Origin of the sequence: Streptomyces sp. NBC_00239, from assembly GCF_036194065.1 — a bacterium.
GTDB lineage: Bacteria > Actinomycetota > Actinomycetes > Streptomycetales > Streptomycetaceae > Streptomyces.
Genome location: NZ_CP108095.1, coordinates 2,562,252 through 2,575,319, shown reverse-complemented (window position 1 = coordinate 2,575,319; position 13,068 = coordinate 2,562,252). Strand labels below are relative to the sequence as shown.

General features: G+C 73.2%; 8 protein-coding genes. All 8 read left to right on the top strand.

Going from position 1 to position 13,068, the window contains the following annotated elements; translation table 11 throughout:
- Positions 1-222 precede the first annotated feature (222 nt).
- The 8 genes from OG764_RS11130 to OG764_RS11095 all read left to right on the top strand — a co-directional run bounded on the left by OG764_RS11130 (position 223) and on the right by OG764_RS11095 (position 13,038).
- Positions 223-2,628: an ATP/GTP-binding protein gene (locus tag OG764_RS11130; RefSeq protein ID WP_328968266.1), complete on the top strand. Its 2,406-nt coding sequence runs from the start codon at positions 223-225 to the stop codon at positions 2,626-2,628.
- Positions 2,629-2,712: 84 nt separating this feature from the next.
- Positions 2,713-4,302 (top strand): PucR family transcriptional regulator, encoded by a 1,590-nt coding sequence (locus OG764_RS11125; RefSeq protein WP_328968265.1) that lies wholly within the window; start codon positions 2,713-2,715, stop codon positions 4,300-4,302.
- 152 nt (positions 4,303-4,454) lie between these two features.
- The gene (locus OG764_RS11120) at positions 4,455-5,900 is read left to right on the top strand and encodes an aldehyde dehydrogenase family protein (RefSeq protein WP_328968264.1); all 1,446 of its coding nucleotides are present in this window, start codon (positions 4,455-4,457) and stop codon (positions 5,898-5,900) included.
- A 171-nt stretch (positions 5,901-6,071) separates the two neighbouring features.
- The gene (locus OG764_RS11115) at positions 6,072-8,012 is read left to right on the top strand and encodes an acyl-CoA dehydrogenase family protein (protein ID WP_328968263.1); all 1,941 of its coding nucleotides are present in this window, start codon (positions 6,072-6,074) and stop codon (positions 8,010-8,012) included.
- Between the two features lie 116 nt (positions 8,013-8,128).
- Positions 8,129-9,379, top strand: a complete 1,251-nt coding sequence (gene dxr, locus OG764_RS11110) for a 1-deoxy-D-xylulose-5-phosphate reductoisomerase (protein ID WP_328968262.1) — start codon at positions 8,129-8,131, stop codon at positions 9,377-9,379.
- Entirely contained in the window at positions 9,376-10,677 is a 1,302-nt protein-coding gene (locus OG764_RS11105; protein ID WP_328968261.1) for a M50 family metallopeptidase, read from the top strand. The genes dxr and OG764_RS11105 overlap by 4 nt, the downstream gene beginning before the upstream one ends.
- Before the next feature lie 177 nt (positions 10,678-10,854).
- The gene (ispG, locus tag OG764_RS11100) at positions 10,855-12,012 is read left to right on the top strand and encodes a flavodoxin-dependent (E)-4-hydroxy-3-methylbut-2-enyl-diphosphate synthase (RefSeq protein ID WP_328968260.1); all 1,158 of its coding nucleotides are present in this window, start codon (positions 10,855-10,857) and stop codon (positions 12,010-12,012) included.
- Positions 12,013-12,195: 183 nt separating this feature from the next.
- Positions 12,196-13,038, top strand: a complete 843-nt coding sequence (locus tag OG764_RS11095; protein WP_328972947.1) for a GNAT family N-acetyltransferase — start codon at positions 12,196-12,198, stop codon at positions 13,036-13,038.
- Positions 13,039-13,068 lie beyond the last annotated feature (30 nt).

Below are 13,068 nucleotides of genomic sequence, written 5' to 3'. Positions count from 1 at the left end.
GGGCTCCTGGGGGGTTTCGGACGCACTTGTGTCTTTGTCGGCAGGCTAGGCCCGGGCAGGGGGCCAAGGCATGCTCCATCGGGGAGTGGTGCCCGCGTGTCCTTGTCCGCGGCGGCCATAGGGAGTGTCGTGCGGCCCGTGCCGCGTAACGGCCGCACGGCGGCGCCCGGGCACTAGATTGAGCGGCGCACCACGGGAATCACGGTCAGGGGGCAGGGGTTCATGGACACCGAAGGCACGTACGACGCCGTCCGGCGCGCGGGGGTGCCCCGCCCGGCCGGACCGCCGCCCGCGCTGCCGCCGAAACCCGAGCGCGCCCCCGGCCCCGCCCTCACCGACTGGCTCCGCGTCCCCCGCCCCACCGCCGAACCCGGCGTCTGGCGGTACGGACACACTCCGCGCGCCGACCACGAACCCGAGCGCACCCCCGACCGGTCCCTGCTCAGCGGCGCCCTCATCTCCTTCCTGGCGTGCGTGCTGCTGTGGTCGCTCGTGCACAACCACTACATCCCGCAGTGGGACCTGCCGCTGCGCCTGTTCACCCCCGCCGACTGGTGGACCGCCACCGGCGCCCCGGCCAGGGCCACCGGCGGCCTGACCGCCCTCGCCGTCTACGAACTGCTCCTCACCGGTGGACTCCTCTACGGCTTCGGGCGCCTGGGCAGCTGGCCGGAGGCCTGGCACAGACTGGTCGCCGCGCGCGGTCCGGTCGCCCGCACGGCCGCCGCCCTCGCCGCCGCGCTCGTCGTCTACGCCATGGTCAAGGCGGGCACCCTGCCGCTGAAGCAGGCGGCCTACGGCTTCCTCCCCTTCGACTACACCCGGCCCGGCACCGCCGCCGAGATGCAGGTGATCATGCGGTCCAACCAGGACCTGATCACCCGCGCCGACCTGACCGTCTACCTCCTGCTCGCGCTGCCCTTCGCCTGGCTCGCCGGCTGGTTCGGCCCGCTCGGCCGCTCCCTGCGCGCCCGCCGCGCCGCCGCCGCGACCGGATCCGGCGCGGCCGCCCCCCGCCCCGGAGCCGCGCAGGCGGCCCCAGGGTCCCCGTCCGAGCCGCCCGCCGACCCCGCCGCCTGGCCGCAGCTGCGCTCCGCCGGGCTTCCCGAGGCCGCGGACCGGCTCGCCGACGAGACCGCCTCCGGCCGGATGAACGACGTCGACTACCTCCGCATCCGCCGCGCCTGGCAGTCCGTACAGGCCGACCCCACCCGGCTGCGTGCCTTCACCGACGCCGTCCGCGCCCACGGCGCCGCCGCCTGCGTGCACCCCTCCACCGCCCGCGACCTCCCGCACCGCGCCGCCGCCCACGACCTGGCCGTCTCCCAGGTCCGCATCGGCTCCGTCGACCCCGGCGAACGCAACCCCTACCCGCGCCGCGGCACCGGCCTCGCCCTCGACCCCGGCGTGCTCGGCACCTCCCTGCTCGCCGTCGGCCCCTCCGGCGCGGGCAAGACCCGGCGGCTGGTGCGGCCCGTCGTGGAATCCCTCGCCCTACAGGCACTCGCCGGACAGGCCGCCGTCATCGCGGTCTGCGCCGCCGGCACCCCGCTCGGCCCCGACGACGCCTACGACGTGGTCGTCCGCATCGGCGACCCGGCCTCCGTCTACGACCTCGACCTGTACGGCGGCACCACCGACCCCGACGAAGCCGCCGCCCTCCTCGCCGAAGGCCTCGCCGGCGACGTGCCCGGCGAGGGCTCCAGGCGCGCCGCCACCGTGCTCGCCCAGCTGCTCGGCCCGTTCCGGGCCGCCCACGGCCGCTTCCCCGCCGTCCCCGAACTGCGCGAACTCCTCGACGGCGGCCCCGCCGCCCGTACCGCCCTGCGCGCCGCCCTGGAGGCCGCGGGCGCGCACGCCATGCTGCGCGAGCTCGACGCCCGCGACCGGCAGTCCGTACAGCCCGGCGACCCCGCGGCTCTGCTCGCCGACCGGGTCGCGCTGCTGGACCGGCCCGTGTTCGCCGGCTTCTTCGACACCTCCGGCCACGGCCGGCCGTTCTCCCTGCGCTCCCTCGAACACCCGCTGCGGGTCCGCATCGACCTGCCCGAACGCGCCCACGCCGAGGCCTCCCGGCTGCTGGCCCGGCTGCTCCTCGCCCAGTTCACCGCGAGCGCCGCGGCCCGCGCCGACCGCTCCCTCTTCGCCTGCCTGGTCCTCGACGACGCCTCGCACACCCTGACCGCGGAGACCCTGCGCGGCGTGCAGCGGCTGCGCTCCGCCCACGCCGGCGTCGTCCTGCCGCTGCGCACCCTGGACGACGTACCCGAGCAGCTGCGCACCCCGCTGCTCGGCGCGGTCGGCTGCCGGATGGCCTTCTCCGGGGTCACCACCTGGGACGGCAAGCGCTTCGCGGAGGCCTGGGGCACCGCCTGGGTGGAGACCCGGGACGTCACCAGCCGCACGGTCTACGCCGACCAGCCGCTCACCCGGATGGTCAACTCCTTCCGCAAGCTGGTCACCGGCAAGGCCGTCACCACCGACGCGGTCACCGTGCGGCAGGTCGAGCGGGAGCGCTGGTCGGCCTCCGAGCTGGCGCACACCGTGCCGCCGGGCCACGCGGTCGTCTCCCTGACCTCGGTGCGCGGCGAGCGCACCGCCCCGCTGCTCGTCGCGCTGGACAGCTGATGTCCTGACCCTTACGAGGTGGCAGAATCGAGCTACGCCGTTCATACGCCACGGCGAAATCCTCTGCGAAAGCCCACGGTACTCATGCCGCTCACCCTCGCCTCGCTCGTCCAGCACTCGGCGCTCAAGCTCAGCGTCCGGGCGGGGGAGAGCCGGCTGGACACCCCCGTCCGCTGGGCCCACGTCAGTGAGCTGGCCGATCCCGTCCCCTACATGGAGGGCGGCGAGCTGCTGCTGATCACCGCCATGAAGCTGGACGCCGAGAACCCCGACGAGATGCGCCGCTACGTCCGCCGGCTCGCCGCCGCCGGGGTCGTCGGCCTCGGCTTCGCGGTCGGCGTGAACTACGAGGAGATCCCGCAGGCCCTCGTCGACGCGGCCCGCACCGAGGACCTGCCGCTGCTGGAAGTGCCGCGGCGCACCCCGTTCCTCGCCATCAGCAAGGCCGTCTCCGCGGCCCTCGCCGCCGACCAGTACCGCGCCGTCACGGCCGGCTTCGAGGCCCAGCGGGAACTCACCCGCGCCGCCCTGTCCGCCGACGGCCCCACCGAACTGCTCACCCGGCTCGCCGCCCACGTCCACGGCTGGGCCGCCCTCTACGACGCCTCCGGCATGGTCGTCGCGGCCGCCCCCGACTGGGCCGCGCGCCGCGCCGCCCGCCTCACAGCCGACGTGGAACGGCTGCGCGAGCGCCCCGCCCCGGCCAGCGCCGTCGTCGGCGGCAACGAGGACCGCGTCGAACTCCAGTCGCTCGGCACCGGACGGCGGGCCCGCGGCGCCCTCGCCGTCGGCACCGGAGCCCCCCTCGGCACCGCCGAGCGCTACGCCGTGCACTCCGCGGTCGCCCTCCTCACCCTCACCACCGAACGCTCCCGCTCCCTCCACGACGCCGAGGCCCGCCTCGGCGCCGCCGTCCTGCGGATGCTGCTCGACGGCCAGGCCGACCACGCCCGGCCGGTCGCCGCCGCCCTGCACGGCGGCCTCCTCGACGGCCCCTTCCGGCTGATCGTCGCCCAGTGCACGACCCCCGAGCCGCTCGCCCTCCTCGCCGACGCCGTCGAATCCGCGGCCGCCCGCGCGGGCGAGCCCGTCCTCGTCGTCCCGGACACCGACCACCCGACAGGCCGGCTCGTGGTGCTCGCCGCCGACGGCGGGGCCGCCGTCCAGGCCTGCATCGACCACACCGAATCCCTCGAGGCCGCCGCCGAACCCGGTTCCGCCCCGCACGGCGACCTCGGCGTCGGCCTGTCCGCACCCGCCGACGCCGCATCCGCCGCCGAGGCGTACAAGCAGGCCGACCAGGCCCTCGCCGTGGCCCGCCGGCGCGCGCGCACCCTCGTCGAGCACGAGGACCTCGCCGCCGGCTCGGTCCTGCCGCTGCTCGCCGACGACGCCGTACGCGCCTTCGCCGACGGCACCCTGCGGGCCCTGCGCGAGCACGACGAGAAGGGCCGCGGCGACCTCGTCGCCTCCCTGCACGCCTGGCTCTCGCGGCACGGGCAGTGGGACGCCGCGGCCGCCGACCTCGGCGTGCACCGGCACACCCTGCGCTACCGGATGCGGCGCGTCGAGGAGATCCTCGGCCGCTCCCTCGACGACCCGGACGTCCGCATGGAGCTCTGGCTCGCCCTCAAGGCCACCGGCACCGGATCCGCCACGGCGCAGTCCGCGTAAGGCGTGCACGGCCGCGGCCGCCCGGACAGTGCCAAACCGGAGCGGCCGCCCGGCACGGTGCTACAGAGCGGACAAGCGCCAAAAATCCCGGATCGCCCTACGGTGGGATCGACAGGAACCCCACCGCACAGATCCGAAGGGCCGGGATTCGCATGACTTCCACCCACGCCTTCTGGCTCGCCGGCCGCCAGGCCACCGGCGAGGACAGCTTCGACGTCCACAACCCGTGGGACGGCCGTCTCGTCGGCACCGTCAGCGTGCCCACCGACGCCCAGGTCGAAGAGGCCGTGGCCGCGGCGTACGCCGTGACGGCGGAATTCTCCGCGACCCCCGCCCACGTACGGGCCGCCGCCCTGGACCACGTGTCCAAGCGGCTGACCGAGCGCACCGAGGAGATCGCCCAGCTGATCTCCGCCGAGAACGGCAAGCCCATCAAGTGGGCCCGCGGTGAGGTCGGCCGCGCGGTGTCGGTGTTCCGCTTCGCCGCCGAGGAGGCCCGCCGCTTCAACGGCGGCGACGCCCAGCGCCTCGACACGGACGCCGGCGGTGTCGGCCGCCTCGCGCTGACCCGCCGCTTCGTCAAGGGCCCGGTCCTCGGCATCGCGCCGTTCAACTTCCCGCTGAACCTGTGCGCCCACAAGGTGGCCCCGGCCATCGCCGTCGGCGCGCCGATCATCCTGAAGCCGGCCCCCGCCACCCCGCTGTCCGGCCTCATCCTCGGCGAGCTGCTCGCCGAGACCGACCTGCCGGCCGGCTCCTGGTCCGTCCTGCCCGTCGCCAACGACAAGATGCCGGCCCTGGTCAAGGACGAGCGGCTGCCCGTCATCTCCTTCACCGGCTCGGACAAGGTCGGCTACGCCATCCAGCAGTCGGTGCCCCACAAGCACTGCACGCTGGAGCTCGGCGGCAACGCCGCGGCCGTGGTCCTCGCCGACTGGTCCTCCGAGGCCGACCTCGACTGGGCCGCCACCCGCATCGCGACCTTCTCGAACTACCAGGCCGGCCAGTCCTGCATCTCCGTGCAGCGCGTGATCGCCGACGCCTCCGTCTACGACCGCCTCGTCGAGAAGGTCGTCGCCAAGGTCCAGGCCCAGGTCACCGGCGACCCCGCGGACGACGCCACCGACGTCGGCCCGCTCGTCTCCGAGGACGCCGCCAAGCGCGTCGAGTCCTGGGTCGACGAGGCCGTCAACGCCGGCGCCAAGCTGCTCACCGGCGGCAAGCGCGACGGCGCCTCGTACGAGCCCACCGTGCTCGCCGAGATCCCGGCCGACACCACCCTCGCCTGCGAGGAGGTCTTCGGACCGGTGCTGACCCTGCACCGCGTCGACGGCACCGACGAGGCGTTCGCCGCGGTCAACAACTCGAAGTTCGGCCTGCAGACCGGCGTCTTCACCCGCGACATCCAGGTGGCGTTCCGCGCCCACCGCGAGCTCGAGGTCGGCGGTGTGATCGTGGGCGACGCCCCGTCCTACCGCGCCGACCAGATGCCGTACGGCGGCGTCAAGCAGTCCGGCGTGGGCCGCGAGGGCGTCCGCTACGCGATGGACGACTACACGTACGAGCGAGTCCTGGTCCTGACCGGCCTCGACATCTGATCGCGTACGGCCACTCAGCCGACGGCCGAAGCCCACTGTGCGGGGGCTTCGGCCGTCCCCCTTTTCCTTCGCCCCCGAAACGGGTACGACTCCCTGGTAGCACCGACCGGTAATCCGGTCATGCGTTGATCCGGAAAGTCATCCGACTTCGGCGGCGAGGTGAGTCCCCTCATGTCCGCAACACAGCCCGCACAGCCCAAGGTGACCGAACGCGAAGCGCGGCAGGTCGCGGAAGCGGCCCGGGAACAGGACTGGCGCAAACCCAGCTTCGCCAAGGAGCTCTTCCTCGGCAGGTTCCGGCTGGACCTGATCCACCCCCACCCGCTCCCCGCCGACGAGGACGTCCGGCGCGGCGAGGCCTTCCTCGCCCGGCTCCGCGACTTCTGCGAACGCGAGATCGACGGCGCCCGCATCGAGCGCGAGGCCAGGATCCCGGACGAGACCGTCCAGGGCCTCAAGGAGCTCGGGGCGCTCGGCATGAAGATCGACGCCAAGTACGGCGGCCTCGGCCTCACCCAGGTCTACTACAACAAGGCCCTCGCCCTGGTCGGCTCGGCCAGCCCCGCGATCGGAGCGCTGCTCTCCGCGCACCAGTCCATCGGGGTGCCCCAGCCCCTGAAGATCTTCGGCACCCAGGAGCAGAAGGACAACTTCCTGCCCCGCTGCGCCACCACCGCCATCACCGCCTTCCTGCTCACCGAGCCGGACGTGGGCTCGGACCCGGCCCGGCTGGCCACCACCGCGGTCCCCGACGGCGACGACTACGTCCTCGACGGCGTGAAGCTCTGGACCACCAACGGCGTCGTCGCCGACCTGCTCGTCGTCATGGCCAGGGTGCCGAAGCACGAAGGGGGCAAGGGCGGCATCACCGCCTTCGTCGTCGAGGCGGACTCGCCCGGCATCACCGTCGAGCACCGCAACGCCTTCATGGGCCTGCGCGGCCTGGAGAACGGCGTCACCCGCTTCCACCGGGTGCGGGTGCCCGCGAACCAGCGGATCGGGGCCGAGGGCGCCGGCCTCAAGATCGCCCTGACCACCCTCAACACCGGCCGGCTCTCGCTGCCCGCGATGTGCGTCGGCGCCGGCAAGTGGTGCCTGAAGATCGCCCGCGAATGGTCCGGGGTGCGCGAGCAGTGGGGCCGCCCGGTCGCCCGGCACGAGGCCGTCGGCGCGAAGATCTCCTTCATCGCCGCGACCACCTTCGCCCTGGAAGCCGTCGTCGACCTGGCCTCCCAGATGGCCGACGAGGACCGCAACGACATCCGCATCGAGGCCGCCCTCGCCAAGCTCTACGGCAGCGAGATGGCCTGCCTGATGGCCGACGAACTGGTCCAGATCCGCGGCGGCCGCGGCTTCGAGACCGCCGACTCGCTGGCCGCGCGCGGCGAGCGGGCCGTGCCCGCCGAGCAGATGCTCCGCGACCTGCGGATCAACCGGATCTTCGAGGGATCCACCGAGATCATGCACCTGCTGATCGCCCGCGAGGCCGTCGACGCCCACCTCTCGGTCGCCGGCGACCTCATCGACCCCGACAAGGACCTCGCCGACAAGGCGAAGGCAGGGGCCCGCGCCGCCGGGTTCTACGCCCGCTGGCTGCCCAAGCTGGCCACGGGCGCCGGCCAGGTTCCCGGCACCTACCGCGAGTTCCACCCGCGCGGCCACACCGACCTCTCCCCGCACCTGCGGTACGTGGAGCGCAGCGCCCGCAAACTCGCCCGCTCGACCTTCTACGCGATGTCCCGCTGGCAGGGCCGGATGGAGACCAAACAGGGCTTCCTCGGCCGGATCGTCGACATCGGGGCCGAGCTGTTCGCCATGAGCGCGGCCTGCGTACGGGCCGAGCACCTGCGCGCCTCCGGGGACCACGGCCGGGAGGCCTACCAGCTCGCCGACGCCTTCTGCCGGCAGTCCCGGCTGCGGGTCGAGGAACTGTTCGGTCGGCTCTGGGCCAACACCGACGACCTCGACCGCAAGGTCGTCGCCGGCGTCCTCTCGGGCACGTACGCGTGGCTGGAGCAGGGCGTCGTCGACCCCTCCGGCGACGGCCCCTGGATCGCGGACGCCACCCCCGGCCCCTCCCGCCACAAGAACGCCCACCGGCCCATCCGCTGACCCGCGCCGCCGCCGCCCGGCCGGTGCGCCGGGCGACGGCGGCCCGACCACCGGCGCGGCCCCGCGGAAGGGGAGTCCGTGTCCGCCGGCTCCCGCGATGCGGCAACAATGGGGGGATGAGCGACAGCCCATCCCCCCTCGCCGACCCGCACCTCCTCTTCGACGCCGCGGACGGCCGCCGGGACATCGTGGTCCTCGGCTCCACCGGGTCCGTCGGGACCCAGGCGGTCGACCTGGTCCTGCGCAACCCCGACCGCTTCCGGGTGACCGGCCTGTCCGCGGCAGGCGGCCGGGTGGGCCTGCTCGCCGAGCAGGCCCGGCTGCTGCGCGTGCGCACCGTGGCCGTGGCGGACGAGACGGCCGTGCCGGCCCTGCGGGAGGCGCTCGCCGCGCAGTTCGCGGGCGAGCCGCTGCCCGAGATCCTCGCCGGGCCCACCGCGGCGGCCCAGCTCGCGGCCTCCGAGTGCCACACCGTGCTCAACGGGATCACCGGCTCCATCGGCCTCGCGCCCACCCTCGCCGCCCTCGAAGCGGGCCGTACGCTCGCCCTCGCCAACAAGGAGTCGCTGATCGTCGGCGGCCCCCTGGTCAAGGCGCTGGCCAAGCCCGGCCAGATCATCCCGGTCGACTCCGAGCACGCCGCGCTCTTCCAGGCGCTCGCCGCCGGCACCCGGGCCGACGTCCGCAAGCTCGTGGTCACCGCCTCCGGCGGCCCGTTCCGCGGCCGCACCCGCGCCGAGCTCGCCCACGTCACCGTCGGGGACGCCCTGGCCCACCCCACCTGGGCGATGGGCCCGGTCATCACCGTCAACTCGGCGACCCTCGTCAACAAGGGCCTGGAGGTGATCGAGGCGCACCTGCTCTACGACATCCCCTTCGAGCGCATCGAGGTCGTGGTCCACCCCCAGTCGTACGTCCACTCGATGGTGGAATTCACGGACGGCTCCACGCTCGCCCAGGCCACCCCGCCGGACATGCGCGGCCCCATCGCCATCGGCATCGGATGGCCCGAGCGGATCCCGGACGCGGCCCCCGCCTTCGACTGGACCAAGGCCTCCACCTGGGAGTTCTTCCCGCTGGACACCGAGGCCTTCCCCTCCGTGGGGCTGGCCCGGCACGTCGGCGGACTCGGCGGCACCGCCCCGGCCGTCTTCAATGCGGCGAACGAGGAATGCGTCGAGGCCTTCCTCGCCGGTCGGCTGCCGTTCACGGCAATCATGGATACCGTCACGGCTGTGGTCGCAGACCACGGGACGCCGGCGTCGGGAACTTCGCTGACCCTCGCGGACGTCCTGGAAGCGGAGAGCTGGGCCCGGGCCCGGGCCAGGGAGATGGCGGCGAAGGCCGCAGTGGAGGCGCGCGCATGACCCTTCTCATGACGGTGCTGGGGATACTCGTCTTCCTGGTCGGACTGCTCGTCTCGATCGCGTGGCACGAGCTGGGACACCTCTCCACCGCCAAGATGTTCGGAATCCGGGTGCCCCAGTACATGGTCGGCTTCGGCCCGACCGTCTGGTCCCGCAACAAGGGCGAGACGGAGTACGGGATCAAGGCCATCCCGATGGGCGGCTACATCCGCATGATCGGGATGTTCCCGCCGGGCGACGACGGCAAGGTCACCGTCCGGTCCACCTCCCCGTTCCGCACGATGATCGAGGACGCCCGCTCGGCGGCGTACGAGGAACTCCAGCCGGGTGACGAGCGGCGGCTCTTCTACACCCGCAAGCCGTGGAAGCGCGTCATCGTCATGTTCGCCGGGCCGTTCATGAACCTGGTGCTGGCCGTGGCGATCTTCCTCGGCGTGCTGATGACCTTCGGCCTGAACACCCAGACCACCACCGTCAGCTCGGTCTCCGCCTGCGTGATCCAGCAGAGCGAGAAGCGCACCGACTGCACCGCCAAGGACCGGGAGGCCCCCGCCAAGGCGGCCGGCCTCAAGGCCGGTGACAAGATCGTCGCCTTCAACGGGCGCCCCGTCGACGACTGGGCCTCCCTCCAGAAGGACATCCGCAGCACCATCGGCCCCGCCACCATCACCGTCGAGCGGGCCGGCAAGCAGCTCGACCTGCACGCCGACCTGATCGAGAACAAGGTCGCCAAGACCGACTCCGACGGCCGCTACGTCAAGGACCAGTACGTCACCGCCGGCTTCCTGGGCTTCGCGCCCGCCGTCGGGTACGTCGACCAGTCCTTCGGCCAGGCCGTCGGCCAGATGGGCGAGATGTTCGAGGCGGGCGTCGACTCGCTCATCGCCCTGCCCGGCAAGGTGCCCGCCCTGTGGGGCGCGGCCTTCAACGGGGACGAGCGCGAGCAGGACTCCCCGATGGGCATCGTCGGCGCCGCCCGGGTCAGCGGAGAGATCTTCGCCCTGGACATCCCGCCCCAGTACCAGCTGGAGTTCTTCCTCAAGCTGCTGGCCGGCTTCAACCTGTCGCTGTTCCTGTTCAACATGCTGCCGCTGCTCCCGCTCGACGGCGGGCACATCGCGGGCGCCCTGTGGGAGTCGGTCCGGCGGCACACCGCGCGGCTCTTCCGGCGCCCCGACCCCGGCCCCTTCGACGTGGCGAAGCTCATGCCCGTCGCGTACGTCGTGGCCGGCGTGTTCGTCTGCTTCACCGTGCTGGTGATGGTCGCGGACGTGGTGAATCCGATCAAGATTTCGTAGCGCGGACGATCGGCATACACGAGACGCGGGGAGCCGGGCACGCATCGTGCCCGGCTCCCTACGTTCGGGTGGCCCCGCCGGGCCGCATGCAGAGGGACCGTGCTGATTGGCGTAATCTCGAAGGCTGGAGCCCGCCGATATCGGGACCTTGATCCACACCTTGGGGTTGCACAGCAGATGACTGCGATTTCTCTCGGAATGCCGGCCGTACCGACGAAGCTCGCCGACCGTCGGGTCAGCCGCAAGATCCAGGTCGGTTCCGTGGCCGTCGGCGGCGACGCACCGGTCTCGGTGCAGTCCATGACGACCACGCGCACCTCGGACATCGGCGCCACCCTCCAGCAGATCGCCGAGCTCACCGCCTCCGGCTGCCAGATCGTCCGGGTGGCCTGCCCGACGCAGGACGACGCCGACGCGCTGTCGGTCATCGCCCGCAAGTCGCAGATCCCGGTGATCGCCGACATCCACTTCCAGCCGAAGTACGTGTTCGCGGCCATCGACGCCGGCTGCGCCGCGGTCCGCGTGAACCCCGGCAACATCAAGCAGTTCGACGACAAGGTCAAGGAGATCGCGCGCGCCGCCAAGGACGCGGGCACGCCGATCCGCATCGGCGTCAACGCCGGCTCCCTCGACGCGCGCCTCCTGAAGAAGTACGGCAAGGCCACCCCCGAGGCGCTGGTCGAGTCCGCGCTGTGGGAGGCCTCCCTCTTCGAGGAGCACGACTTCCGCGACATCAAGATCTCGGTCAAGCACAACGACCCCGTCGTCATGGTCGAGGCCTACCGCCAGCTGGCCGCCCAGTGCGACTACCCGCTGCACCTCGGCGTCACCGAGGCCGGCCCCGCCTTCCAGGGCACCATCAAGTCCGCCGTGGCCTTCGGCGCCCTGCTCTCCCAGGGCATCGGCGACACCATCCGGGTCTCCCTCTCCGCCCCGCCGGCCGAGGAGATCAAGGTCGGCATCCAGATCCTGGAGTCGCTGAACCTGCGCCAGCGCCGTCTGGAGATCGTCTCCTGCCCGTCCTGCGGCCGCGCCCAGGTCGACGTCTACAAGCTGGCCGAAGAGGTCACCGCCGGCCTGGAGGGCATGGAGGTCCCGCTGCGCGTCGCGGTCATGGGCTGCGTCGTCAACGGCCCCGGCGAGGCCCGCGAGGCCGACCTCGGCGTCGCCTCCGGCAACGGCAAGGGCCAGATCTTCGTGAAGGGCGAGGTCATCAAGACCGTCCCCGAGTCGAAGATCGTCGAGACCCTCATCGAAGAGGCGCTGAAGATCGCCGAGCAGATGGAGAAGGACGGCGTCGCCAGCGGCGAGCCGCAGATCTCCGTCGCCGGCTGAACCCGACACCGCGCTCGGCCGCACGGCACCGCCGCCCGGCCTCCACGGCACCGCGCCCGGCCCCGTTCCCGCAGCTCGCGGGCGGGGCCGGGCGTTTTCGTGACCCGGCGGGGCGGCGCTCCGGCGCGCCGCCGGGTACAGTGCGGAGATCAGCAGACGTGCATGGTGAGGCCCCCGACAGTGTTGACGCAGACCACCACCCGGGTCCTCGAGCCCAGCGATCTCGCCGCGGCGCTCGAGGTGCTGGGCCGCGACCCCGTCGCGAACGCCTTCGTCACCTCGCGGGTCCAGGTCGCCGGGCTCGACCCGTGGCGTCTGGGCGGCGAGATGTGGGGCTGGTACGCGGACGGTGAACTCCGCTCGCTCTGCTACGCCGGCGCCAACCTCGTCCCGGTCTGCGCCACCCCCGACGCGGTCCGCGCCTTCGCCGACCGAGCCCGCCGCACCGGCCGCCGCTGCTCCTCCATCGTCGGCCCCGCGGAGGCCACCGCCCGGCTGTGGCGGCTCCTGGAGCCCAGCTGGGGGCCCGCCCGCGAGGTGCGCGCCCACCAGCCGCTGATGGTCACCGAGCAGACCTCCGCCGAGATCGCCCCCGACCCGCTGGTCCGCCGCATCCGCAAGGACGAGATGGACCTGATCATGCCCGCCTGCGTGGCCATGTTCACCGAGGAGGTCGGCATCTCCCCGATGGCCGGCGACGGCGGACTGCTCTACCAGGCGCGGGTCGCCGAACTCGTCGGCACCGGCCGCTCCTTCGCCCGGATCGAGGACGGCAAGGTCGTCTTCAAAGCCGAGATCGGCGCGGCCACCAGCCGCGCCTGCCAGATCCAGGGCGTGTGGGTGGCCCCCGAGTTCCGCGGCCGCGGCCACTCCGAGACCGGCATGGCGGCCGTGGTCGCGTACGCGCTGCGCGACGTCGCCCCGGTGGTCAGCCTCTACGTGAACGACTACAACACCGCCGCCCGCGCCGCCTATCGCCGCGTCGGCTTCCGCGAGGTCGGCGCGTTCATGAGCGTGCTGTTCTGACCCCCGCGGCCGTCCCCGCCGTTCCGGCAC